This window comes from Pseudomonas sp. TE3786 (assembly GCF_054057335.1).
On record NZ_JBSRZF010000006.1, the window covers coordinates 31,730 to 56,775 of the forward strand.

General features: G+C 57.1%; 25 protein-coding genes and 1 tRNA gene. 20 read left to right on the forward strand and 6 right to left on the reverse strand.

Translation table 11 applies throughout. From position 1 onward, the window contains the following. Positions 1 to 27 precede the first annotated feature (27 nt). From ACVW0Y_RS08915 to ACVW0Y_RS08925, 3 genes are read left to right on the forward strand one after another with little or no spacing between them, the layout of a single operon-like run. The gene (locus tag ACVW0Y_RS08915; protein WP_457437630.1) at positions 28 to 2,001 is read left to right on the forward strand and encodes a hypothetical protein; all 1,974 of its coding nucleotides are present in this window, start codon (positions 28 to 30) and stop codon (positions 1,999 to 2,001) included. Then, positions 1,998 to 2,777: a hypothetical protein gene (locus ACVW0Y_RS08920; protein WP_457437631.1), complete on the forward strand. Its 780-nt coding sequence runs from the start codon at positions 1,998 to 2,000 to the stop codon at positions 2,775 to 2,777. Before ACVW0Y_RS08915 ends, ACVW0Y_RS08920 begins: the two co-directional genes overlap by 4 nt. 1 nt (position 2,778) lies before the next feature. Then, positions 2,779 to 3,507, forward strand: coding sequence for a hypothetical protein (locus ACVW0Y_RS08925; RefSeq protein WP_457437632.1), 729 nt, complete (start codon positions 2,779 to 2,781; stop codon positions 3,505 to 3,507). A gap of 64 nt (positions 3,508 to 3,571) precedes the next feature. Here the strand turns inward: ACVW0Y_RS08925 and ACVW0Y_RS08930 are convergent, their stop codons facing one another. After that, positions 3,572 to 5,107 (reverse strand): HNH endonuclease, encoded by a 1,536-nt coding sequence (locus ACVW0Y_RS08930; RefSeq protein WP_457437634.1) that lies wholly within the window; start codon positions 5,105 to 5,107, stop codon positions 3,572 to 3,574. Between the two features lie 494 nt (positions 5,108 to 5,601). Here ACVW0Y_RS08930 and ACVW0Y_RS08935 point away from each other — a divergent pair, with 494 nt between their 5' ends. The 12 genes from ACVW0Y_RS08935 to ACVW0Y_RS08990 all read left to right on the forward strand — a co-directional run bounded on the left by ACVW0Y_RS08935 (position 5,602) and on the right by ACVW0Y_RS08990 (position 13,770). Beyond that, positions 5,602 to 5,817, forward strand: a complete 216-nt coding sequence (locus tag ACVW0Y_RS08935; protein WP_457437636.1) for a DNA-binding protein — start codon at positions 5,602 to 5,604, stop codon at positions 5,815 to 5,817. Positions 5,818 to 5,820: 3 nt separating this feature from the next. Further along, on the forward strand, positions 5,821 to 6,150 hold the full coding sequence (gene pflM / locus ACVW0Y_RS08940; protein ID WP_457437638.1) for a lysogeny maintenance protein PflM: 330 nt from the start codon (positions 5,821 to 5,823) through the stop codon (positions 6,148 to 6,150). Positions 6,151 to 6,154: 4 nt separating this feature from the next. After that, positions 6,155 to 6,763, forward strand: coding sequence for a DNA cytosine methyltransferase (locus ACVW0Y_RS08945; protein WP_457437639.1), 609 nt, complete (start codon positions 6,155 to 6,157; stop codon positions 6,761 to 6,763). Beyond that, positions 6,763 to 6,975, forward strand: coding sequence for a hypothetical protein (locus ACVW0Y_RS08950; RefSeq protein WP_457437641.1), 213 nt, complete (start codon positions 6,763 to 6,765; stop codon positions 6,973 to 6,975). The genes ACVW0Y_RS08945 and ACVW0Y_RS08950 overlap by 1 nt, the downstream gene beginning before the upstream one ends. A gap of 177 nt (positions 6,976 to 7,152) precedes the next feature. Further along, on the forward strand, positions 7,153 to 7,503 hold the full coding sequence (locus ACVW0Y_RS08955) for a hypothetical protein (RefSeq protein WP_457437642.1): 351 nt from the start codon (positions 7,153 to 7,155) through the stop codon (positions 7,501 to 7,503). A gap of 22 nt (positions 7,504 to 7,525) precedes the next feature. Next, positions 7,526 to 7,666: a hypothetical protein gene (locus ACVW0Y_RS08960; RefSeq protein ID WP_457437644.1), complete on the forward strand. Its 141-nt coding sequence runs from the start codon at positions 7,526 to 7,528 to the stop codon at positions 7,664 to 7,666. 251 nt (positions 7,667 to 7,917) lie between these two features. After that, positions 7,918 to 8,181 carry a hypothetical protein gene (locus ACVW0Y_RS08965; protein WP_457437646.1) on the forward strand — a complete coding sequence of 88 codons (264 nt, stop codon included), beginning with the start codon at positions 7,918 to 7,920 and terminating at the stop codon, positions 8,179 to 8,181. Between the two features lie 125 nt (positions 8,182 to 8,306). Further along, positions 8,307 to 9,725: a hypothetical protein gene (locus ACVW0Y_RS08970; RefSeq protein WP_457437647.1), complete on the forward strand. Its 1,419-nt coding sequence runs from the start codon at positions 8,307 to 8,309 to the stop codon at positions 9,723 to 9,725. A gap of 2 nt (positions 9,726 to 9,727) precedes the next feature. Further along, on the forward strand, positions 9,728 to 10,084 hold the full coding sequence (locus ACVW0Y_RS08975) for a DUF2523 family protein (RefSeq protein ID WP_457437649.1): 357 nt from the start codon (positions 9,728 to 9,730) through the stop codon (positions 10,082 to 10,084). Between the two features lies 1 nt (position 10,085). Next, complete coding sequence (locus ACVW0Y_RS08980) at positions 10,086 to 11,384, forward strand: zonular occludens toxin domain-containing protein (RefSeq protein WP_457437650.1); 1,299 nt, start codon at positions 10,086 to 10,088, stop codon at positions 11,382 to 11,384. A 125-nt stretch (positions 11,385 to 11,509) separates the two neighbouring features. Further along, the gene (locus tag ACVW0Y_RS08985; protein WP_457437652.1) at positions 11,510 to 12,787 is read left to right on the forward strand and encodes a hypothetical protein; all 1,278 of its coding nucleotides are present in this window, start codon (positions 11,510 to 11,512) and stop codon (positions 12,785 to 12,787) included. After that, on the forward strand, positions 12,787 to 13,770 hold the full coding sequence (locus ACVW0Y_RS08990; RefSeq protein ID WP_457437653.1) for a phage integrase: 984 nt from the start codon (positions 12,787 to 12,789) through the stop codon (positions 13,768 to 13,770). The genes ACVW0Y_RS08985 and ACVW0Y_RS08990 overlap by 1 nt, the downstream gene beginning before the upstream one ends. Positions 13,771 to 14,160: 390 nt before the next feature. On the opposite strand, the gene ACVW0Y_RS08995 is transcribed toward ACVW0Y_RS08990, so the two are convergent. Further along, positions 14,161 to 14,682, reverse strand: a complete 522-nt coding sequence (locus ACVW0Y_RS08995) for a hypothetical protein (protein ID WP_457437655.1) — start codon at positions 14,680 to 14,682, stop codon at positions 14,161 to 14,163. 166 nt (positions 14,683 to 14,848) lie between these two features. Continuing rightward, positions 14,849 to 14,938 (reverse strand) — tRNA-Ser (locus ACVW0Y_RS09000). Positions 14,939 to 15,184: 246 nt separating this feature from the next. Between ACVW0Y_RS09000 and ACVW0Y_RS09005 the strand changes: the two genes are divergently transcribed. The 5 genes from ACVW0Y_RS09005 (at position 15,185) to ACVW0Y_RS09025 (ending at position 19,748) form a co-directional block, all read left to right on the forward strand. Next, positions 15,185 to 15,874: a crotonase/enoyl-CoA hydratase family protein gene (locus ACVW0Y_RS09005; protein ID WP_457437656.1), complete on the forward strand. Its 690-nt coding sequence runs from the start codon at positions 15,185 to 15,187 to the stop codon at positions 15,872 to 15,874. A 164-nt stretch (positions 15,875 to 16,038) separates the two neighbouring features. Further along, a complete protein-coding gene (locus tag ACVW0Y_RS09010; RefSeq protein ID WP_457437657.1) occupies positions 16,039 to 16,797 on the forward strand; it encodes a 1-acylglycerol-3-phosphate O-acyltransferase in 759 nt (252 codons plus the stop codon). 184 nt (positions 16,798 to 16,981) lie between these two features. Beyond that, positions 16,982 to 17,953, forward strand: coding sequence for a magnesium and cobalt transport protein CorA (locus tag ACVW0Y_RS09015; protein WP_457437658.1), 972 nt, complete (start codon positions 16,982 to 16,984; stop codon positions 17,951 to 17,953). A 41-nt stretch (positions 17,954 to 17,994) separates the two neighbouring features. Next, positions 17,995 to 19,152, forward strand: a complete 1,158-nt coding sequence (locus tag ACVW0Y_RS09020) for an MFS transporter (RefSeq protein WP_457437660.1) — start codon at positions 17,995 to 17,997, stop codon at positions 19,150 to 19,152. Between the two features lie 5 nt (positions 19,153 to 19,157). After that, entirely contained in the window at positions 19,158 to 19,748 is a 591-nt protein-coding gene (locus ACVW0Y_RS09025; RefSeq protein WP_457437661.1) for a GNAT family N-acetyltransferase, read from the forward strand. A 156-nt stretch (positions 19,749 to 19,904) separates the two neighbouring features. Here the strand turns inward: ACVW0Y_RS09025 and ACVW0Y_RS09030 are convergent, their stop codons facing one another. From ACVW0Y_RS09030 to imuA, 3 genes are read right to left on the reverse strand one after another with little or no spacing between them, the layout of a single operon-like run. Next, positions 19,905 to 23,000 (reverse strand): error-prone DNA polymerase, encoded by a 3,096-nt coding sequence (locus ACVW0Y_RS09030; protein WP_457437662.1) that lies wholly within the window; start codon positions 22,998 to 23,000, stop codon positions 19,905 to 19,907. Then, on the reverse strand, positions 22,997 to 24,424 hold the full coding sequence (locus ACVW0Y_RS09035; RefSeq protein ID WP_457437663.1) for a Y-family DNA polymerase: 1,428 nt from the start codon (positions 24,422 to 24,424) through the stop codon (positions 22,997 to 22,999). Before ACVW0Y_RS09035 ends, ACVW0Y_RS09030 begins: the two co-directional genes overlap by 4 nt. Before the next feature lie 7 nt (positions 24,425 to 24,431). Continuing rightward, the gene (gene imuA / locus ACVW0Y_RS09040; protein ID WP_457437904.1) at positions 24,432 to 25,046 is read right to left on the reverse strand and encodes a translesion DNA synthesis-associated protein ImuA; all 615 of its coding nucleotides are present in this window, start codon (positions 25,044 to 25,046) and stop codon (positions 24,432 to 24,434) included.

The window sequence follows — 25,046 nt, forward strand, 5'->3', positions numbered from 1 at the left end:
AAAACATTTGCCTTTGAGAGGTTCAGGATGAGCGGACAACCACAATGGAGCTTCCTGCCATTATCTAGAGGAGCTAAAGCGCGAGATCCTGTGCAGGAGGAGTTCTTTCAAGAACAGTCCATTGGAGGGCTCGAACATGCTCTTATTCGCGAGACGATTCAGAACTCTCTCGACGCTCGGGCGGGTAAGGATCCGGTCAGAATTGTGTTTTCTTTAGGCAAACTACCTGCCGGTCAGGCCAGCTTCTGGTTTCCAGAGCAGGTTCAAGCTCATTTCTCTGCGAAAGAAATTAGCCTTGCCCGCCTACCCGACTGGAGCAAGGAAACCTGCTCGTATCTGACTATCGAAGACTTCGGCACAAATGGTCTAGAAGGGAAAGTAAACTCTACTGAGCCGGAAGCTGGCGGCAACTTCTATCACTTCTTCAGAGCAGAAGGCCTATCCAACAAAGGCGACGGCGCTCGCGGTAGTTGGGGTGTCGGTAAAATCGTTATTCCACGCACTAGCCGTGTCCGCTCGTTTTTTGCAGTCACCCTCAGAGCATCAGAGCCAGGGGTGCACGTAATGGGGCAGACCATCCTGCGCCATCACAGTATTGCCGAAACGCAATACACGCCTGATGGCTGGTTCAGTCTAGATGAGGACGGGCTTCAGGTTCCGTTTACCAGTGACGAAGTTACCAAGAAGCTGAACTCCGATTTTCGGCTCAGTCGCGACAAAGAACCCGGCTTGGGCTTGGTCATTCCTTGGATGTACGAGGAGTACGTAACTCTGGAGCGCTTAGCATCTGCAGTCGCTCGGGAATACTTCATCCCGATTCTCGCAGGTAATTTGATTGTCGAACTGAGAGATCACAGCAGCGGTTTTTTCCAGCGGTTCAATGCCCAAAGCTTTGAAACTCTTAAGCTAGCAGTCTCTGATAATGACCAATTCCAAGACGCAATTCAGCTCGCTGGCAGCCTGCTAAAGCTTGGTCAAACATCACCTCTAATGGTCGATGTAGTCCACGAATCCGGTTCGACTGACCTTAACTATGATTGGCCGAGCTACAAAACCTCGATCCCTCCCCAAGACATAGAGTCAGCTCTCGACCATGGCCAGATCGTGCACTTCAAAGTCCCTATGGTGATCAAGCCTGCTAAAAGTGCCGCGCAAACTGGACACTTCGATGTTCTTATCAAGAGAAAACCAGGTCGCCACCTTCCTATATACGTCAGAGATGAACTGATAATCCCTAACCTGACTAACCCCAAGAAGACACCTGACAGCGTTGCTCTCATTCACGTCTCAGATAGTGCGATTGCAGGTGCTCTGCGCCGAGCTGAATGCCCCGCGCACACAGACTGGAAAAAAGACAGAGATAAGTTCCAGGAACAGAAATACAGCACAGCACACAGGCTCATTCCGTTTGTGCGAGAAAGCGCACTCAAGCTACTCGAAAAGCTGATTACCGAGGAAGGCAAACCGGACCACAACTTGCTGGCAGCTATTCTTCCTCTCCCAGCTAACGACGCACCACCTCAAGCATCAAAGGATAAAGAACTCGTTGAACGCGAAAAAGATCCACACAAGACTTCAGACGTAGACATCCCACCTATCCCGGCCCCCACGCCACGATGCTGGAAGTTGAAGCAATCAGCAGGTGAGATACACCTGACCGGTAACCCCGAAGGTTTCACCAATAGTGATGGCTACATTCTGAACCTTCGGGCTGCATACGACCTGCGTGGTCGTAACCCTTTCAAGGCTCATTCCAGATTCGACTTCGACTTACACAAAGCTGCGACCAAAGGCGTTGATGATAAAAGTGATTTCAAAGTTGAAAAAAACGGCGCGGTCTCGGTTGTGAGCGGCACCGATGGCAGCTTGATGCTTCACGTTACTGCCCCGGATTTTGAAATAACGTTCCTGCCTGCAGATCTGAACCGCGACCTGATAATGAAAGTTGGCTCTACCCCATTCGGAGAGTCCTCGGACGAAGATGAGGAGGTAGAAGAATGAGCCGTCGATTCAACTTTACTGATCGCGCCAAGATCCTCAGAGAGGATGTGAAAATCATTATTGAGCCGCAGGGTAATAAGCTGATCTGTAACGTCCAACTCAGGCTCAACGGCTACGACCTCAAACCTGATGCCGAAGTGGTTGTAGAGGCAGAGCGCGGTAGGGTCCTACGTATCCGCCATGCATGGGGGCATGCAGGGAAAGCATTCGCCAAAGATGGCGCAAGTTCCCAGTTCGATATTTCCTCGATGGGCGATCCCGAAGATGTTCGTTACCGAGTACTCGTTGTAGAACCGGGGTCTTGCCGTTTGCTGGCAACAGCTGAAGGCGTGGAAGCTCACAACACGCAGGACGGGCAATCACCACAGCGCTCCCTGCTCCCCATTGTCATGCGTGACCTACACGGTGGTGTCTGGGAGCTCGAAAATATGGGCGAGACTCCGACTCTGGTGCTCGACAGCGCTTTGGGCACCAAGCAAGAAATAAAATCCAGTCCTATCCTGCTATCCCTGCTTCCTGGCGTGATCCGGGCCATCCTCATCTACCTTGCGCACGACCAAGGTACTGACAAAGATGATGAGAGCGATACAGGTGAAGGCATTACCTCAAACATGTGGTTGGAACAGGGCGAAAAATGGGCAGGCTGCCCTTGCCCAAACACCATTGAACATAGCGACATAGATGACTGGGCTCAAAAAGCCGTTACGGGCTTCAGCAGGGAGAAAAAGCTGCGCGCTCATCTCGCAAATGCCATGGACATGACTCAGGAGGATTGAAATGGAAATGTTGCAAATGCGAGCACTCAACCAAGATGGCATCAGTCAGATGCGTATCTGGTTAGAACAGGCCCGGCAGAATTCATCCACCCAGGTGCAAGAAGAGCTGTTGAGCAGTACGGCATTTACAAAAGCATGCGGCGCTCCGATCCCTGCATCGATTTTCGATCAAGAAGCCTTTGCGACAAAACTGAGTCTTGCAGAAGCCATCGACAAGGCCATTATCGCAGGTGGTCTGGACGAAGAATCGCTGGAAAATGACCAAGGTTTCTGGAGCTGGTTAACCCTGCGTTTCGCAGCTAGGTTCATTGGAAGCAAGGGGCAAATCGGCGAGTCAGCATTATGGATATACGAACCAGGGAACTGGCGAAAGGTTTACCGCCAGAAGATGGCACCACTATGGCTCGCATACCGGGCACATCGAGAGAATCCCGAATGTCTCACAGCCGTCCTCGGCATCCCGGTAAACAAAACCGGCGAGGTCTTCGAACAGATGATGGCACGTAAATGGATTGTCCTTAGCCCAGGGATCATGACTCTCGTGACAAAGCTCTACTTCGATGAAGAGCAGAAAAAGCTCAAGAAAGGCAGCGGAGGAAAGGATGCTGGAGCACCTAGAAGGCTCTCTACCGTCCTTGATCAGCTTGGGCTTACCTACGATATTGAAGTATTAGGCTGGAAAGCCTTAGCTGGCATGTTACCGCATGACTTCAAAAAATTTCTCATTTAGAGCACTTAGTTAAAGCCATCTCGGCGGCGCTTACAACAACCGCAGCCGCCGAGGATTACATTCTTCAGGCATTCCACTGAGGATCGAGCTCATCGACACCGACGATGAAGCCAAGTTTTAAACCAACGGAGCTTAATGCCTGTCCAATATCTTGGTTCTTAGATAGTGCATCTTGAACGGCTTTCATTTTCTGGCTAGAGGAAAACTCCGCAGTCCATACCGGATGAGAAAGAAATCGAGCAATATCTTCCTCAATGGTACTCCACATACTTGCATCAGGCTCTTTATCTAGAAGCTGGCGTGGTGCTGAGCATGCAAGACGATGACCTATTAACTGACGGAGCATTCCTGCAGTAAAATTCATAGCCGACTGGTATATCATACGCTTGGCACGAATTTCTTCTTGGGGGCTCGGCGACTTAATATCGAAAGCTTTTCCATATAAAATATTTAAGGCATTAATTACCGTATTAGCTTCTCTATCACGGCACTTTTGTGACTCTAAAAATGACTCCACTAGCGGCTGCATATGCAGAAGCGGCTTAATCACTTTATTCCTAAAAGCCACCTCAGTTATTGTAACCCCTCCCTTAATTTCTCCAGGCTTGGAAACTAGATTAATAATATTCAAGAGCGGATCTTGAACAATATTATCAATAATAGCGTCTTCGAGAGCAGACTTAGCCCTCTTCCTTTCATCGGTTTCGACCCACTTCAAAAAACCAGCTTCATTGGCAACAGCTGTGCCTACATCGGCCTCATACTTACTTACTCTCTCCTGCCACTCTTCTGCCATTTTTGCTGAAAGCTCAAATGGAGAAAGAGGTAATTTCTTGATTTTCGCTTGAACTGAGTTCACCAACCGGACCGCTTGGTCTTTGTGCAGATCCAAATATATTTTAACAACAACTGACTCTCTGCCTGCAACCCAAAATGAAAGCGCTTTATGTTGCCCATCAAACAGACAAAGCTGATAGCTTTGATGAGAGCCTTCAACCTTCTTAATACGGCAGGCCGGCGCCTCATGTAGTGGATTTCTATTTATGTCATTATAAATTTGCCATAAATGTGTAAGTTTTATAGTGCGTGGCTGGCACTCATCATCGTTAAAAATTGCTGACGGCGGCAACTCACAAAAACAAAAATCAAAAGATCCTTCTTTATTTTCCTCATTATATACGAAGGCTTTTCTAGAAACCTTGTCACCAGTTGTTATCTCAATGTTACGACCCTTCCTTACTATATCGACCGTCTGCGGCTCAATACCGAGAAGCTCAACCGCACTATCGTATTTCAGGAAACCGCCCTTCGCTTTAATCTTACCGGACAACTTTAAATAAGGACGAACATCAACGGTTGGGTGATTACGCTTAAAGGAGTTACAAAGATCATGAACTAAATTTAAATTAGAAACACTTGTATCGCCGCTTTCTGCTTCAGGCACATCGTGGTCAGCAACTAATTTCTCCGTAGACTCGATCAATTTCTGCCCACAGAGAAAGCACACACCACCAGACTTACCCAAAAGCAGCTCTGAGATATTTCCTTTCTCACTTTCAGGAAGTTTCTTTTTTAACGATGGAGATATATTTATCGGCATCCTTTCACCCTTCTCTTAGAAATTTAATTCGCAAAATACTTTAAACAGCTCTAATCCAGCACCACTGGCTGGCTCGTTATTTATTAATTCTTGTGAGCTTAAAAATTCATTAAACAGATCTAATCAACTTTTACGTATCCCGGCGAAACCTGGCCTTTAGCAGGGTCTACCTCCCCCCTCCAAAGCCATAACTCGTATTGAGGGAAGGCCTTCAGCAGCTCTTCCATATCCTCGATCCGAGTTTTCACCTTCCGATTTGTTGCCACGGTCTGCCACCGCTGGCGCTCCTTGATCGTTGTAGCTTCAGCGAGCCTTGTGGCACCGATGTGCCGCACAAGGGTTCTAAGCCTTTCTTCGATCATTCCAAAAAGCTCTTAAAAATGATGAATAATTTATTGATAAATAATTCATCAAATAGCACCATAAGCCCCACATGATGAATAATTTATTAATCTGTTTTTATAAAAATCCACACGAATAGTGACGGAACGAGCATGGAACTGGAAGAGCTGGAACCTTCGAAGCTGCTAGGCCCGCAACAGGACGTTGAAACCGTCGAATCCTGGGCGGATCGTAACGGTCTTACCTATGGCACCGCGCGTGCTTGGGCCATGAAAGGCGTAGTGCCTACGGTAAAGCTTGGTAAGCGCCGCATGGTGAATAGCACCCTGCTCCGCTCCTGGCTGCTAGAGCAGGAATGGACATCATGAGCCATGCACAAGTACTTGCATCTACCGCACTCCGTGGATTGTGGCTGCTCTGTCTGCTGGTCAAAGGTCGCGATGGTGAGCGTCGTTTCCTCCCCATTCACACGATGCGAGCACTGCCGCCCCGCATCAGCACACCCGACACGCCCCTTAAAGATGGGCCGGGTAGCTGGCGTGTGGCGAGTCTTGCTATCGGAGTGGGAAGTAACGCCGGCCTTTACCTGCGAGAAACATTCGCCACCGCTCCGGCCCCCGAAGTACTGGCACGTTGTGTACGACACCGGCAAGCCAACGCCCTACGTGCCCCGGTACGACCTGTTCGAGCTGGAGAGCTGAACTGATGCGCCAGCCAACTGCATTAATTGCCTGCGAGTATTCCGGCCGTGTTCGTGATGCTTTAACCAGCATCGGTTTCTATGCGGTTAGCTGCGATCTGCTGCCCTCTGAATCGCCCGGAGAACATATCCAGGGAGACGTTCTGGATGTACTCGACTGGGGTTGGGATCTGCTGATTGCCCACCCACCGTGCACGGACCTGGCTACCTCGGGCGCCAGGTGGTTTCCGGAAAAAATCGCCGACGGCCGCCAAGGTCGTGCTCTGGAGTTTGTCCGCAAATTGATGAAAGCACCGATTCCCTTCAAGGCGCTTGAAAACCCGAAGTCGGTTATTTCCAGTCAAATCCGTCGTCCCGACCAAATCGTTCAGCCCTGGATGTTCGGTCACGGCGAAACCAAGGAAACGCACTTCTGGCTGGAAGGGCTTCCAACTCTGAACCCAACCTGTGTTGTTGAAGGCCGCTCACCGGTTGTTCATCACATGGCTCCAGGGCCGGACCGCTGGAAAAACCGCTCTCGTACCTATCTGGGCATCGCTGAGGCAATTGCTCATCAGTGGGGTCGCCACGTAATGAGTCAGCTGAACCTTAAAACCCCTGGAGAGCTGAACTGATGGCCATGAATGAATGGGCGCTGCTTGGCGTGGTGCTCAACCTGCCGTTGCTGGCCTACCTGCTTATTCGCTGGTGGTTCAGCAGCCGCTTTACCTATGTGGGGCCTAGCCCCCAACCGAATGCTCCGTTGGTCGACCGGCATAAACATCAATCGCCGCCTGTGTCCGGGGCTGGCCCGCCAGACGCGGGCACGGGTGGCGAAACGGGATAACAAGGGCATGGCCCTTGGTTTTAAAGCTTCAAGCGGCCACGTAGGCCGGTAACCAAAACCCCAGCAATCCGATTCACCCCAGCGGCTTTGAAATTTCAAAGTTCATCCGCTCGGGATCGCTCGGCCTGCTGAAAGGCAAAACCGCGCAATAACGCGCAACTAAGCGAGGAAACAACGATGGCTCGTTCGACTATGGAAGTGGCATTTCTCGGCACTCAGCGCTTTGACGGCGAAGGCGGCACCAAGTACATCAAGGTGTTTTACGGCGATGAGCCGGACGGCAAAACCGAACACGGCCTGTCGATTATAGGCATGGCGGCTGACGACAACGTCGCCGATGAGATCTTCGCCGCCGGTGCTCACTTCTCGCCGCTGGAGCTGGTGCGCATCACCTTCGACGTGGCCCGTGGTGGCCAGAACAAGGGCAAAAATCTCGCCCTGCACATTGAGTCGGTGAAGCCTCGCGCTGCCACTCAAACAACCCAACAAACCCCAAGCAAACCCACTGCCGAAGCGCCCAAGGCGTAACGGCTAACCGGGAGAGTTTGCCATGTATCGCTATCTGTTCATCGCTGCGCTTGGGGCCATTGGCGGCTACCTGTGGGGCCTCTCTGACGGTCTCGCCATTGCCGACTCGGTGATTGCTCAGGTGCAAGCGTTCGGCGGCCTTCCCCTGGTGGGTAACAACTGATGGTCGTTGCTGTTCAGGTTTGCATGGAGTGGGTCACCAACGCTGATGCCTCTATCAGCTGCTCCCAACTTGGATGGCAACAGGCCTACCTGATTCCGCCTGAGGCCGCTGGCTATGTAGACATTTTGGTCTCAGGTGGATTTTCGCCGGAAGCCTTCGCTGTTGGATTTGGCGGGGTGCTGCTGGTGTTCGCTGTAGGGCTATCCAGTGGGTGGATGGCTTCAATCCTTCGACGTATGAGGTAACAACCAATGAACCAACTGAAAACCAACCTGCAAAACAACGCTTCCACCTTCCGCGCCAAAGCCAGTCACCTGGCCCTGGTTGCTGGTGTCTCCGTCGCCATGGCCGGCAACGCCATGGCTGCCGTGATTCCGGTAGTGGACGTTGACGAAGTGAAAGCGCAGATCAGCCAAGGCGGCACCGACGCCGGCAGCATCGGCACCACCATTGCCATCGTATTGGCCGTGCTGGCGTGCGCTGGTGTCGTGTTCGGCATGCTGCGCAAGTCGTAAGAAATGCTCTGGTCAGTGTGGCTCGGCGCGTTTGTGGCCGGGGCCTTCATAACCGGTTACCGCTGCGGCGAGTTCTTCTGATCTGGAGGGAAAAGGGGCCGATAAAAAGGCCCCTTTTTTATGGGATGAAAAAACGGCTTTCACTACTGCTGCTGTTCGCTCTGCTGGGATTAGGGCAGTCGGCTTTCGCGGTCGACTACTACTGGAGGTTTTACGAGCAGCCTGCGTCGATCACAACCAAATATGCCGACCCGACGTCAGCGTGTCAGGCCTACATCGCTTACCGAAAGTCCGTCAACAATCCAGACACTATCTGGATTATCAAAGCGGTGACTAAACAGACCGTAAGTGTTTACGGCTGCAATATCGACTGGCGAACTCCACCCTCCACCAATTTTCTTAACGCTACGATTCCGATGACGCGAGTTGGCGACACCTGCGCCACCGGTTCCACGTACAACCCCAATACCGGCCTATGTGATGTACCGGTCAACCTATGCCAGGCAAAGACTGGCAGCTTCATTTCCTTTCGCACCACTAGCCCAATCCCAACCAACGCCACCTGTATTGGCGGCTGTGCGGCTGCGTTGAATGTCAGCAACAAGTTCACCGACACCAAGGGCAATACCCGTTACTACTACGACGGCAACTTCACCGGTAACCAGTGCACGGGAGCGAACCCGGCCAACTTCAGCACCTGCAATCTAGAAACCGATTGCACCAAGGAAACCACCGATCCGCAGGTGGACACCTCCAACGAATGCAAACCCGGCCCGGATACCACCACCGCCGACGGTCGCCCCGTCACCGTGGTGAATTGCACCGACGTGAAAGAGACCAAGCAAGACGGTGAGGAAGGGTGCAAATGGGGCACCGTCGGTGCCGGCAATGAGGCCAATTGGACCTGCATCGTAACGCCACCCAAATCCACCTCAACCAAGACCGATACCGAGACCAAAACCACCGCTAACCCGGATGGCTCAAAGGACACCACCAAAACCACGACCACCACTGAAACTAAGTGCACCGGGGTCAACAGCTGCACCACAACCACCACGACCAACGTCAACAACAACCACACCAACGCCGATGGATCTCCGGGCAACTCTAGCTCTACCTGTGTCGGCCCCAAATGCACCAGTAGTGGTAACGGTAGCGGCACTGGCCAAGGTGAGGGCGAAGGTGAAGGCGAGGAAGAAGACGGCGATGACGATATCGCCGGCCCGACCAAACAGCTCCTGGGCAAAGCCTCACAAGGTTTTGGTGAAGCCGAAGCTGAATGGCAAACCAAGATTGATGCCGGTCGCCAGCAACTGGACGGCCTGGTTAACCAGTACTCCGCGCTGTTCTCCGGTGCCTTCGATCTCAACATGGGAACCGGTGGTGGCGGCCTGCCTTGCCTCGATACCCCCATCTCCGCACTTGGCCAAAACGCCAACATCAAGATTTGCCCAGCCGACTACGAAGACCAGCTGGTTTACCTGAAATACATCCTACTTGCCTGCGCCACGATCCTGGCCGGCTTCATCATCCTGAGGAACTAGTCATGGAATGGATTAGCGGCACCATCGACCAAATTTTTCTGTTCTTCCAGTACGTGTGGGACTTCCTCACCACGGGTATTTACGACCTGCTCAAAGCCTTCATGGTGATCCTCACCAAGGCGGCGCTGTACTCGTACATCCAAGTGCAGATTTTCACCCTGCAGGTGGCTTATGAGGCCGCTCAGGATGTGGTCAACAGCATCGGTGTTAGCCAGCAGATCCGGCAGATGTACTCCGGCCTTCCGGGTGAGGTGCTGAGTACGCTGTCGTTCTTCGGCATCCCGCAAGCGCTCAACATCCTGTTCTCGGCACTCTCAACGCGCTTCATGTTGCGCTTCGTGCCGTTCCTGGGGCGCTGACATGGCAATCAAAATTCACCATGGCCCGAACGGCTCCTACAAAACCTCCGGCGCTATCCAAGACGACGCTGTCCGCGCGCTGAAAGCCGGCCGGCTGATCATCACCAACATTCGCGGCTTCACCCTGGAGCGAGTTTTACAGGTGATGCCGGATCTGCCCGAGTCGGTCGACATCATCAACCTCGACCTCGAGGTTCGGGCCGACATGGAAAAGATGCGTTCGTGGTTCCAATGGGCACCGCGGGGCGCGTTCATCATCTTCGACGAAACGCAGCTGGTGTTCCCCAAGGCCTGGCGGGAAAAGGATCTGGCTCAGTTCGATTTCCCGGGTGGCAGTGAAGCGGCCGCCGCAGCAGATCGCCCGATGGATTGGCTCGACGGCTGGACCCGCCACCGGCACTGGAACTGGGACGTTGTTCTGACCACCCCGAACATCAGCTACATCCGCGACGATATCCGGATGACCAGCGAAATGGCCTACCGGCATTCCAACCTCGCCGTGATCGGCATTTCTGGCCGCTACAAGGAGGCCCAACATGACGCCCAGCTCAACCGTGCCCCCGCTGAAGGCACCATCATTGAATACAAGCGAATCAAGCCAGACACCTTCAAGCTCTACCAGTCCACCGCCACCGGCGTCTCCCAAGACACCACGGCCGGGAAGAGCTTTTTACGCTCGCCTAAGTTACTGGCACTCCTGGTACTTATTACCGGCCTTATTGTCTTTTTGGTATCTATGGGTGGGCCTAGTTTTGGCACTGTCAAAGCCAGTAAAGACGCACCTGTTGCCGCCCCTGCGCAAACTGCTGCGCCTAGCCCTGCGCCTGCTCAAAGTCCTACTAATGTGGCTGCTTCTCTACTGCCTGTTTCTATGGGTGGCCAGCCAGCTGCTGCATTTCCTACTGTCCTAGCGCACCCATTCGACGGCCGACAGATCTACGTCGAAGCCGTGATCGAAGGCACCCGCAATGGTGAGTTCAGCCGCAAGGTGATGTTTCAGGTCGAGGATGCCCAAGGGCGGGTTTTCCGGCAGACCGGAAATGAGCTGAGCGAGATTGGCTACAAGCTCGGCTATCGCGGCCCGTGCTTCGTGGTGATCAAGTTCAAGGAGTGGGAAGGCCAGGCTACGTGCCGTGGCTCGATGCCCGTCCAGCGTATCGCGCAGGGTCAACCGGGCCTGCCCGCGACCAACCCCAACACCCCCACACAAACGACCGTAAACACCCCTTCCAGCGAAGTGGTGAGCACCCGTGTGGTTGGCATTCCGTACACGCCAGCACCTCGGACATTGCTCAATTGAGGGCACGCGGCGGCGCAGCAAGCGGCTAGGTACAGAGCGCCGCTAGCCGCCGCGTGACGTCCCTGTAACACGTCAGATAAACCAGTAAGCACAGTTTCGATTCGTAGCTATTTGGAGTGAAAGCAATGTGCGTCAAAGACCAAATTCGTGCAGACCGAGAATTCAAAGAGTCGCCATTCGGCCGAGTCTTTTTTGACGATAGAACGGCAGTGTTCACTGACCTGTCAGGCGTGCGCCTGCTGCGCTGTGGCGTCGATACCGTGCGCCAATTGTACAAGGGCATGATCCGCCCTGAAATCATGTCGCTGTTTGAGACCCCGGGCGTCATGGTCGATTTCGCTGGCCAACGCTGGCATTCGGGTCGAGTTGGGAAAGACTCGGGCTATCAGTACAAACTCCAAAATGCTGACCTTGGCCTGATTCTGCTGGTGAAGAACTTCAACGCCAAAATCGACCAGATTGGCCCACACCTGAAAATCGAAGTCTCGCCCCACGCCATCGACAACCTGTCGCCTGAGCGTCTGCAAGCTCGCCTTGATTACTACGCTGACGCCCTCCTCACCCACATCGAAGTCAATCAATGCGCCGTGCACCTGGCGCTAGATCTACAGGGCTGGGAACCGCCCAAAGATCTGGTGGCCCGCATGCACTGCCGGGCTCGTACCCACCGTGATATCTCGGGCATCAACGAGATCCAGTGGGACATGAAATCGAGCATCTACGGACGCGGTGAAACCTCAATGTTCGGCTCGGCCAGTGGCGTGCAGCTCTGCATCTACAACAAAACCGAGCAAGCGCGAGCTACCGACAAGCTCGACTACTGGGAAAGTGTCTGGCGTCGCCGGGACTCGTTCGATCACGACGACCCGAACAACTACAACCCGAAGCAAGCCGTGTGGCGCATCGAACTGCGTTACCACCATTCCATCATCCAGCAATTCGCCAGCGGCTCTGTAAACGTCCACTCCGGCGAAGTGATCGACACCCGCACCTTTGCGGCCTTCTCGGCCCATCTGGACGGTCTGTGGCGGTACGGATTGCAGCAATTCAAGCTCCTGGCGCGCCCTGGCCGCTATGAAGCTATTTGGACCCTTATTCGTGATGACGTGAAGGTAGAAATAGAGGCCGATTCCATGCTCGATGACACTGAATACAAGCGTTACTACAAGTCCAGCCGTGGCTTCAGCGGCAAGAACGTCGAACTGTTCGTGGGTAACTTCGTCAGCTTGCTGGCAAGGGAACGGGTGGGCGCAAAAAAGGCGTTTGAAAACCTCAAGCAATGGGAATGCTGGCCCGTCATCCGCGACCACTACGCCGCCAAAGACATGAGCGAACATGACCTCTACAAGCACATCAAAACCCTGCTTGAAGAGCGCCACGTACGCTGGGGTCGCGCTATTTAATGGCTATCGAGCAACAGCCAAACGGCAAATGGAAAGTCGACATTGAGCCCATCAAAGGCAAACGCTTTCGTAAGACGGTAAAAACCAAAGCGGAAGCGCTGAGGTTTGAGGCCACCTGCCGGGCAAAGTGCATCGAGACACCCACTTGGTCACCAAAACCGAAGGATCAGCGACGGCTGTCTGAGTTGGTTGAGCGCTACCACGACCTGCACGGTCACACCCTGGCAGACGGCACGCGCATCAAACAGATCCTCACCACTCTGGCTAAAGATCTAGGAGACCCCATTGCCGTCAGGTTCACGGGCAATGCGTACTGTGAGATCCGCCGACAACACATCGAATCGGGTGTACATGGCAAAACGCTGAATAACCGCTTTGGTTACTTCAAGTCGATGTTCAACCAGCTGATACACCTCGACGATATCGACTACCCAAACCCGCTGGCCAAGGTGCGTCCATTGCGCTTGCAGGAACGGCCCCTCTCCTTCCTATCGTTGCCGCAGATATCCGAGCTGCTCGATGCTCTCGATGAGCGGGATAGAACGCCAGGAATTGGCTTGGTTGCCAGGGTTTGTCTATCGACGGGTGCCAGGTGGGGTGAGGCTCAGGCGTTGACGCCGGCCAGGGTGGCCAATGGTGCAGTGACCTTTGCCAATACGAAATCCCGGCGAACACGCACGATTCCGATAGAAAACGATTTGGAGGGAAAGCTACACGCTCACTTCAAGCGGCACGGCCTATTTAGTAACTGCATGCTGACCTTTAGCCGGGTGATCGACACGACCTCTATCAAGCTACCGGCCGGACAAGCCACACACGTTCTACGCCATACCTTCGCCAGTCACTTTGTCATGCGTGGAGGCAACATTCTTACCCTCCAGAAGATCCTGGGGCATTCCAGCTTGGCCATGACCATGCGCTATGCGCATCTCTCTCCGGATCACCTACAGGACGCTATCCGTTTAAATCCCCTTCACAGCTAGGAACGGATACGGCCGCCATCCCAATTGTGCTCCATTTTTAACGTTAGTAAGCCCAACTACGCATAGCCTCAGATGCAAGGTGGCCTTTTAGCCTGGAGGATATGTTGGGGGCCACCTCTAGCATTCGCGCTACTGCGATTTGACCAGCCTCCGATGCGCTTGACTGTGAGTACGTGTCACTAAAGTTCAGTCCAGCAACCTTTCTAGCTATCTCTAACGCCGTAGAAATTGATTCGTCATCGGCATAGGGAAAGCTAGACCGCAGGTAGGAAACTGCCTCATCACTACCTTGTTTTCCTTCCAATTCACCCAACCGCAAATAAACATCCAGCTGTAAATCTTGCTCCATGGAATTGCTCCGATCACGTAAGCACGGTTTAAATTTGAGCTCTATCTATAAAATTTGTGCGCTGAAATTTTCGTGAACGCTGGCTCGGCCTTCCCTTTAAAGACGATGCGCGTTGTAACCTCGGATGAGCCGCTCTGACAGGGATCTTCCAAAGCGAGCTTTTTGAGCACTATTGCTTTTCCGCGCTTAACCTCAACCCATCCAACGATAACCCCACCACACATACCTTCGATATCAGAGTTCCCCGGTATTGCTCCGAACTCGGCGCTTAGGTCTCCACTTCTCAGATGACAAACTCGCTTAACCGTTTTCAAAGTGCCGATGTGGGATTCGTCTTTCATCGACTGGATGAAATCATCAGGTTCCCATTCGTTTTTGGTCTTCGCGGTCGTCATCGCGCTGCCTTCTTCGTTGTAGGCACCTTTGTAATAAACGATAAGCTGGTCGTTCGCGCTGTCGCATTCGTATCCCATAAGGGTATAGAACCAGTCCGCTTGAGCCGAATTACCGACGCCCAACATTCCGATCATGACCAACAGTTTTAGCAATCCGTTGAGCTTCAAGGCGAGTTCCATTCGTATAGGGCGGGGTGCGCTTGGGCGAGTGAAGATTGCCAACGTTTAGAAAAACACGAAAGGCCATGTTCGACACTTTTTCGACACCCCTGGATGCCAGAAAGCAAAAAGCCCCGAAAACTTCTCAGTTTTCAGGGCCTTAGGCGTTTCAATATGGCGGTGAAGGAGAGATTCGAACTCTCGATACGATTTCTCGTATACACACTTTCCAGGCGTGCTCCTTAAGCCACTCGGACACTTCACCGTGTCTCGACGACGGGTTAGGTCTGTCGAGGCGCGCTAATCTAGCCGAAGCTTCTCTTAAAGGCAAAAGATTTTTTAACGGATTCATGTGCTTAAGCGAAAAGCTTGCGCCGGGGTGGCAATCGGCGGATGGCGCTTGGCAGGCGCGCGGATGCGACTGGCCGGTCAACCTTAGCGCTTTACCTCCACTCTGGGGCTCGGTAACGTCTGCCCACCTTATATACCCGCCCGACCAAGGATTTGTGCCATGAGCGACCTGATCAGCTACCAACTAGACGACGGCATTGCCACCCTGACCCTGAGCAATGGCAAGGTCAATGCCATTTCTCCGGATGTGATTACGGCGTTCCATGCAGCCCTGGACCAGGCCGAGAAGGACCGTGCGGTGGTGATCATCACCAGTCAGCCGGGCATTTTGTCGGGTGGTTATGACCTGAAGGTGATGACCTCCGGCCCGGAAAACGCGATCAATCTAGTCGCCGCCGGCTCCACCCTGGCGCGCCGTATGCTGTCGCACCCCTTCCCGATCATCGTTGCCTGCAGCGGTCATGCGGTGGCCAAGGGTGCCTTCATTCTGTTGTCGGCCGACTACCGCATCGGTGTCGAAGGCCCGTTCAGCATCGGTCTGAACGAAGTGCAGATTGGCATGACCATGCACCACGTCGGCATCGAGCTGGCCCGTGATCGTCTGCGCAAGTCGGCATTCCACCGTTCGGTAATCAATGGCGAGATGTTCAATCCGCAAACCGCGGTCGATGCCGGCTTCCTCGACACCGTGGTTGCCCCGGAGCAATTGCTGCCTACCGCTATCGCCGCGGCCCAGCAGTTGAAGAAGATCAATATGAAGGCGCACAAGAACACCAAGCTGAAAGTACGCAAGGCGCTGTTGGAAACTCTCGACTGGGCTATCGAAGAAGACAAGAAGCACGCCGTCTAAGTCCTGAAGCGATACCGAGCCCGGCCCTGGCGCCGGGCTTTTTTATGCCTGCAAGCCACGCACCGCCTGGCTTGCAGCCTGTAACAAATCTCTCACCGAACGGTGATTGCCGAAAATAGTGCACATCCGTACACTGCGCGACCTCTTTCAAAACGGGCGTCCCAATGCTTTTCCTTCTGCGCATGTTGTTTATGGGCCTGCACTTTATTCTCGCTGGCGTGCTGGGCATTCTGATCGGCCTGTGCCGTCCGTTTAATCCCGATAACAGCCGTCTATGCGCCCGTATTTACTCGTGGCCAGCGCTATGGATTCTGCGCCTGAAGTTGAAAACGCAAACCGAGGGTCTGCGCGATCACTTGCCGTCCTGCGTGATGATTGCCAATCACCAGTCCAACTACGATCTGTTTGTGCTGGGTGCCGTGGTGCCCAAGCGCACCGTGAGCATCGGTAAGAAAAGTCTCAAGTGGGTGCCCTTCTTCGGTCAGCTGTACTGGCTGGCGGGCAATGTGCTGATCGACCGTGGCAATGCCATCAAGGCCAAGCGCGCCATGCTCACCACTACCGACACCCTGCAGCACAAAGACACCTCCATCTGGGTATTCCCGGAAGGTACGCGCAACCTGGGCAAGGGCCTGTTGCCGTTCAAGAAAGGCGCGTTCCAGATGGCCATTGCTGCCGGTGTGCCGATTCTGCCGGTGTGTGTCAGCACCTACAGCACGCAGATGCAGCTCAATAGCTGGAATAGCGGCGACATCACCATTCGCTCGCTGCCGGCAATTTCCACCCAGGGCATGACCGTCGACGATATCCCCGCGCTGATGGAAAGCTGCCACGCACAGATGCAGGCGACCATTGCCGAGCTGGACCGGGAAATTGCCCAGGCTCAGCTGCCCCTGGCCAAACGGGCGCCCGCTATCAGCTAATCGCAGCGACAGCCGCTAACAAAAAGCCCAGCCAAGATGCTGGGCTTTTTGCTTTTTACTTGCTCACATCGTCACCAATGGATCGCACGACGCGTGCGCTTGTCTCACCCTGCGACGGCGTCTTGCATTACGCTTGCGCCAGGTGCCAGGCACCCCTAAAAACCGGAGCGTATGGATCACCACCATGACAAGAGTCGTTGCAGCAGCGGTTTATTCCCACGGCAAGAAAATCACCGATATCCATTTGAACGAAGGCAAGGACTGGGCCGCCAAGCCCGAGCACTTCGTCTGGATCGGCCTGCACGACCCCGGCAGCGAAGAACTGCTGAACCTGCAAAAGCAGTTCAACCTGCATGAACTGGCCATCGAAGATGCCCTGCTGCAACACACCCGGCCCAAGCTGGAAACCTTCGGCGATGCGCTGTTTATGGTGCTGTACTCGCCGGTGATGGAAAACGAAAAGCTGGTGTTCGTCGAAACCCAGCTGTTCGCCGGCAAGGGTTATGTGATCAGTTGCCGGTATGGCGACTCCCCCTCCTACGGCCGCGTGCGCCAGCGCGCCGAAGCGCAGCCGCTGATGCTCGAGCACGGCGAAGACTTCGTGCTCTATGCCCTGCTCAGTTTCGTTATCGAAAACTACCGGCCGCGCCTGGAAGAGTTCAACGCCAAGCTCGAAGACATGGAGCAGCATGTGCTGCGTAACCCCCTGAGCCAGGAAGACGTCGAACGCATTCAGGGCATGCGTCGCCACCTGCTGCGCATCCGCCGCTATATCGCACCGATGGTGGAAATCTGCACCGAGCTGCAACAGCTGGATTTCCCCTTTATCGACAAACATATGCGCCCGTACTTTCGCGACGTGCAGATCCATGTGCAGCGGCTGATGGAAGACCTCACCGGCCTGCGCGAAATGGCCGACCATGCCATTGAGATCGGCCTGCTGCTGGAGTCCTCCCGGCAAAGCATCACCCAGCGCAAATTCGCCGCCTGGGCGGCGATCCTGGCCTTTCCCACGGCGATTGCCGGCATCTACGGGATGAACTTCCAGTACATGCCGGAGCTGACCTGGCATTACGGCTATGCCGGCGTGCTCAGTGTGATCGGCATCGGCTGCGCGGGCCTGTATGCCAACTTCAAACGTATGGATTGGCTGTGAGCGCTTGACCAGCCATTGGCTTTTAACTGTCAGGAACCTGCATGTCCGCTCTTGAAATCCCGCTCGCCACCCCCTCCCACGCCCGGCAGAAAAGCTCGACGCGCTGGGCGTTTTTTATCGCCGGCTTCGCCATGGCCGCCTGGGCCCCGTTGGTGCCTTTTGCCAAGGCGCGGGCGGCGTTGTCCGAGGGCTCGCTGGGTATGCTGTTGCTGTGCCTGGGTGCGGGTTCGTTGCTGACCATGCCCCTGGCCGGCGCGCTGGCCTCGCGGTTTGGCTGCCGACGAGTGATTGTCGCTGCCAGTCTGGCGGTGTGCCTGGTGTTGCCGCTGCTCACGCTGTTTTCTTCCTGGCTCAGCCTGGCGGTGGCCCTGGCGTTGTTTGGTGCCGGGCTCGGTTGCCTGGACTGCACCATCAACCTGCAGGCGGTGATGGTGGAAAAGCACAGCGATACGCCGCTGATGTCCGGTTTCCATGGTTTGTTCAGCGTCGGCGGTATCGCCGGCGCAGCGGGGGTCAGCCTGCTTCTGGCGGTGGGTGCCAGCCCGTTGCTGGCGGCTCTGGCGGTGGTGGCCTGCATCATCGCCGTGCTACTGAAAACCACCCCGGACCTGCTGCCCTACGGCAGCGCCAGCAAAGGCCCGGCCTTTGCCATCCCCCATGGCGTGGTGCTGATGATCGGTGCCATCTGCTTCATTCTTTTTCTTGCCGAAGGCGCCATGCTGGACTGGAGCGCGGTGTTTCTGGTGGAAAGCAAAGGGCTGGCCTCGGCGCACTCCGGTATTGGCTATGTGGCCTTCGCCTGCACCATGACCCTAGGCCGCCTGACCGGCGATCGGGTGGTGCACAAGGTCGGCCGCCGCCGCGTGGTGTTGCTCGGTGCCCTGACCGCCGCAGCCGGTCTGGCCCTGGCCACCTGGAGCACCTCATGGCCGCTGGCCCTGGTGGGTTTTATGCTGGTGGGCGCGGGCTGCTCGAACGTGGTACCGGTGATGTTCAGCCTGATCGGCAAGCAAACCGTGATGGCCGAGCATGTGGCCATTCCGGCGGTGTCCACCTTGGGCTATGGCGGCATTCTGCTGGGCCCGGCGATCATCGGCTTTATCGCCCATGGCAGCAGTCTGGCGGTGGCCTTGCTGGTGTTGGCGGCGATGCTGGTGGGGGCCGGGTTACTCAGTCTGACCATGAAGTTGGGGGACTGAACCCTATGCCGCTCACCCTCGACGCCGCCCTCGTCGGCCCCACCATCACCCTGCAACCGCTGCAAGCGGGCGATGCGCCACGGCTGCTGGCAGCTGCAGCGGATGGCCATCTGTGGCAGATGACGCTGACGGTTATCCCAGGGCCGGACACGGTCGAACAGTACCTGGCAACGGCTCTCGCCGGGCAGGCGGTGGGCACGGTGAAAGCGTTTCTGCTGGTGCGCAATAACGACGGCCAGGTGCTGGGCAGCACGCGTTTCTGGAAGATCGACCGGGCCAACCGCAAGCTGGAAATCGGCCACACCTGGCTCGGCCAGTCGGTACAGCGTTCGGGGGTCAATACCGAGGCGAAATTCCTATTGCTGCAACAGGCCTTCGAGGTGATGGACTGCGTGCGTGTGCAATTCACCACCGATGAACTGAACGAAAAATCCCGCGCGGCGATTCTGCGTATTGGCGCGACCCAGGAAGGTATCGTCCGCCACGAACGGATCATGCCCGACGGGCGCAAGCGCAACTCGGTGCGCTTCAGCATCATCGACAGCGAATGGCCAATGGTGAAGGCCCTGCTGTTGGAGAAGATGGCGCACCGTTAAGTAACGACAGCATTTCCTACAACACCGTCGTCCCCGCGCAGGCGGGGACCCAGAATGTTGGATGTTGCGAAATTTTGCATACGACACAACATTCTGGATTGCCGCCTTCGCGGGAATGACGATGCATTGAGAATGGGAAAGCCATGAAATCGCGGCTCAACGAAAATCCCGACTACTCACATCCAACCCACTAAGCAGCGGCGTCAGGTCAAACAAGCGCTTGGCGATCAGATGCTGCACGCCGTCTTTGGCCTCCAGTTTGCCCTCCACCTGCAGCAAGCTCGAGCCCACCAGCACCCGCCTTTGCCGTTCGGCCAGCTCGTTCCAGACCACCACATTGACCATGCCGAACTCATCTTCGAGAGTGACAAAGATCACCCCACTGGCGGTCTGTGGACGCTGCCGGCCTTTGACCAGCCCAGCCACCCGCACGGCGCTGCCATCTTCAGTGCCCTTCAACTCCACCGAGCTGCGACAACGCCGGCTGCGCAGTTCCCGCCGCAACAAGGCCAGCGGATGCGGGCCGAGGGTAGTGCCCAGGGTGGCGTAATCGACCCAGACATTCTCGACCACGCTTGGTGCCGGCAGCGCCACCGCCTCCTCGACCGGCACCAGGTCGGCAAACAGCGGTGCCTGCACCTCCACCCCCGTCACCGCCCAGCGCGCGTTATGTCGATTACCGGCCAGGCTGGCCAAGGCACCGGCGTCGGCCAGCAGTTCACGGGCGCGGCCGTCCAGCTGGGCGCGCTGGATCAGTTCAGTGACGCTGGTAAAAGGCCCGCGCTGACGAACCCTGGTAATCCGCTCGGCATCCTCCTGGCGAAACCCTTTGATCATGCGCAGGCCCAGGCGGATCGCGGGGTCGCCGCGGCACTGCGGGTCATCAGGGGCAAACTCCAGGGTGCAATCCCACTGGCTGGTCTGCACATCCACGGCGCGGGTTTCGATGCCATGGCGGCGGGCGTCTTGCAGCAGTTGGTCGGGGCTGTAAAAGCCCATGGGCCAGCTATTGATCAGCGCACAGGCAAAGGCCGCCGGCTCGTGGCACTTCAGCCAGCAGCTGGCGTAGGTGAGCAAAGCAAAACTGGCGGCGTGGGATTCGGGAAAACCGTAGCTGCCAAAGCCTTTGATCTGCTCAAAGATGCGCGCGGCGAATTCGGCGCTGTAACCGCGCGCCAGCATGCCGCTGCTCAACCGCTCCCAGTGGTGCTCCAGGCCGCCATGGCGCTTCCAGGCCGCCATCGAACGGCGCAACTGGTCCGACTCGCCGGGGGTATAACCGGCCGCCACGACCGCCAATTCCATCACCTGCTCCTGAAACAGCGGCACACCCAGGGTGCGTTCGAATACCACCTGCAAGGCGTCGGAGGGATAGGTCACATCCTCCTCGCCATTACGCCGGCGCAGGTAGGGATGAACCATATCGCCCTGAATCGGCCCCGGGCGCACGATGGCCACCTGAATCACCAGGTCGTAGAAGGTGTTGGGGCGCAGGCGCGGCAGCATGGCCATTTGCGCGCGGGATTCGATCTGGAATACGCCGATGGTGTCGGCGCGGCTGATCATTTCGTAGGTCGCCGGGTCTTCGGCCGGAATGCTGGCCAGGCTCCATTCGCGGCGCCGGTGGTACTGAATCAGCTCAAAAGTGCGGCGGATGGCGCTGAGCATGCCCAGGGCGAGGATATCCACCTTGAGCAGGCCCATCAGATCGAGGTCGTCTTTGTCCCATTGAATAATGGTGCGGTCGGCCATGGCGGCGTTTTCCACCGGCACCAGGGTGTGCAGCGGCTGCTCGGAAATCACAAAGCCGCCGGGATGCTGGGACAGGTGGCGGGGAAAACCGATCAACTCGCCGGTCAGCGTCAGCACCCGGCGCAGCTCGGGAATGCTGGGGTCAAACCCGGCTTCGCGCAGGTCATCCAGCGGCGGGCCGTCTTTGTTCCAGCGCCCGCAACTATCGGCCAGGGCGTTGATCTGGTCCGGCGGCAAACCCAACGCGCGGGCCACATCGCGCACTGCGCCGGCACCGTGGTAGGTGGTGGCCACGGCGGTCAGCGCGGCACGGTGGCGGCCATAGCGGGTAAAGATGTACTGCAGCACTTCTTCGCGGCGGTCGTGCTCGAAGTCGACGTCGATATCCGGCGGCTCGTTGCGCTCTTTGGACAGAAAACGTTCGAACAGCATATTCATCCGCGACGGGTCGAGTTCGGTAATGCCCAACACAAAACACACCACCGAGTTGGCCGCCGATCCCCGGCCCTGGCAGAGGATTTTCTGCCTGCGGGCGAAGCGGACAATATCGTGCACGGTGAGAAAATAGCTTTCGTACTTGAGCTCGGCGATGGTCGCCAGCTCCCGCGCGATCTGCTGGTGGACTTTTTCCTCTACACCATTGGGCCAGCGCGTATGAATGCCTGCCTCGGCCAGGTGTTGCAGCCAGGAAGTCGGCGTATGGCCCGCGGGCACCAGCTCATGGGGATATTGGTAGCGCACCTGCTCTTTCAGGTTGAAGGTGCAGCGTGCGGCGATGCTCAGGGTTTCTGCCAGCAATGCCGGCGGATACAACGCCGCCAAACTCGCCAACGGCCGTAGGTGCCGCTCGCCATTGGCAAACAGCCGCAATCCCGCCTCGGCCACCGTGCAGTGATGGCGGATGGCGGTCATGGTGTCCTGCAGGGCGCGGCGGCCACGGGCATGCATATGCACATCACCGCTGGCCACGGCGGGGATGGCGTGGCGCTCGGCCAAGGCCAGCAATTGCTGCAAACGCCGGTCATCATCGGCGCCGTGGTGCAGCTCCACTGCCAGCCACAGGCTATTGGCAAAGCGCTCACGCAGCCAGGTGCCCTGCTCGTCCACCGCCTCGCTCAGGTCCGCCAGCCACAGCACGCACAGGCCATCCAGCGGCGTAGCGAAGTCTTCGCGCAGCAAGCGGTACTGGCCCTTTTCACTGCGCCGTCGGCCCTGGGTGATTAGCCGGCACAGGTGCTGGTAGCCGCAGAGGTTTTCCACCAAGAGCACCAGCCTGGGACCGTCCTCCAGGCTGATTTCGCTACCGACAATCAGCGGCAAGCCCGCCTCCTGGCCGGCCTGCCAGGCCCGCACGATACCGGCCAGGGTGCATTCATCGGTAATCGCCAGGGCCTGATAACCGTGGCGCTTGGCGCGCTCGAACAGCTCCTTGGCGCTGGAAGCACCGCGCTGAAAACTGAAATTGCTCAGGCAGTGCAGCTCGGCATAGGCGACGCTCATGCGAACCAGCCATGCAGCATAAAGGGCCCCGGTTCATCGCCGCTGCTGACGCTGCGATAGGCCCACACGCGCTGGCCGCTGCGGGTCAGCAACAGGTAGTAGTCGCGGCGGATATCAGCGCCATCCCACCAGCCGGACTCGATGCGCTCCGGCCCGGCGAGAATCTGCGGCGAACGTTCGCGCAGCACCTGCGCCTCGGCCAGCAGCCAGCCAGGGCGTGGCGGGCCGGCAGTGGGCAGCAGCGGTTTGCTGCTGGTACTGGGCAGCCAGGCGCACTCGGGGCGGTGGTCGGCATGCGCCTGGATGCCTTGCACGGCATCGTCGCCCAGGCGTGCGCGCAGGCGTTCACGCAATTGCTGCCAGGGCACCGACTGCTGCGGACGCTCGTCGAACAGCTCGCGGTGTTCGGGCACGAAGGCCGGCAGGTCCTTGGCCTGCAGCCGTACAGCGCGCACCGGCGAGGTCACCTGCACCCGCTCCAGACGGCCACGGGCCAGCTCAAACAACAGATTCGCCTCGCGCTCGGCACTCAGCAGACCGACATCCACCTGGGTATGCCCGCCGCCATCGACATGCTCCAGATACAGGACAAAACCTAGCACGCCGCTGTCGCGCCCGGCGAGAAAGGCGGCCAGGTCGCTGGTCAATCGACGCAGGGGAAACAGCAGCGCCTGGTGCGACTCGACGTCGAAATTCAACTCGATGCGCAGCTCGAAATGCTCCGGCGGCCTATAGCAGTCCAGCGCCACCGCGCGCTGGCCGAGCAAGCTATCGAGGTGCAGCAACAGACCGGCGTCGAAGCGTTTGGCCAAGGTATGCCGGGGCAGCGCCAGCACCTGCTGCAACGTGCGCAGGCCCATGCGCGTCAGGGCGCTGGCGGTTTTGCTGTCGAGCCCCAGGCGGTTCAGCGGCATGCGGGCCAGCACCTGCTGCAGCGCCTCGCCCTCGGGCACGGCCAGGCCGTCATAGGCATTGGCCAACATACGCGCCGCCACCGGATTGGGGGCCGCCACCAGGCGATGGCGAAAACCCAAGGCCGTGAGTTCGGCACGCAGGCGCTGTTCAAAACGCGGCCACGGGCCAAACAGCGCCAGGCTGGACTCCACTTCCAACAACAACGCGCGCGGATAACGCAGGCTGACCTGGGAGCTGAAGGAATAGGCCCAAGCGGCAAGGAACTGATGCCAGCGGGCAATGGCGCTGTGGTCGTATTCCACCTGGGTGAAATCCCGGCTCAAGGCCAGGGCGGTGGTCAGGCTTTGCCCCGCGCGCAGGCCCAGCTCCCGGGCCGCATCATTCACCGCCTGCACCACCCGCCGTTGCGGCGTACCGCTGATCAGCGCCAGCGGTGCCTCGGGGCAAGCACTGGCCCGCAGCACCGCATCCAACGCCAACTGCGGCAAGACAATACACACCCAACGCATACCCGCCTCACAACGCCAAAGGCATGGGTGCCGCCGGTGCCAACCCGCCCCGGCACTTCAGCACCCGCACCTGCGCCGGCTGGGCATCAATGGCAATCCGCAGCGCCGCCGGCGACGGATTCACCGCCTCGGCCAGCGAGCGATAAGCAAACGCCAGCGTCTGCCCCGTCTCCGCCGCCACCTGCAAACGCCGCAACGCCCGATCATCCGCCGCCTGCGGCCAACTCAGCACCGACGCACAACTGCCCGAACGCAAACACTGCTCCGTCGCCCACAACGCATCTCGGCCACTGGCCTGGATGACGCTCAACCAGCGCAAATCCACCCCTGCCGCCAGCCAGGCGCTGGGATACGGAATCCCCGGCGGTGCCACCAACACCACCCGCTTCCCCGCCTGCGTCAACCGCGCCACAGTCGGCCAGAGCAACTGCAACTCCCCTACCCCTGGAGCACTCAGCAAAATCTCACTCAACGCCGCCTCCGGCCAACCGCCCGTAGGCAACAACGCATCCAACGTCGCATGCCCTGTCGCGATATGCCCCGCCTGTTGCGGCATGGCCCGCCCCTTCCAGACACGGCGACGGTCCAGCAGCGAATCCAGAGAGACGACATTGCCTGCCAT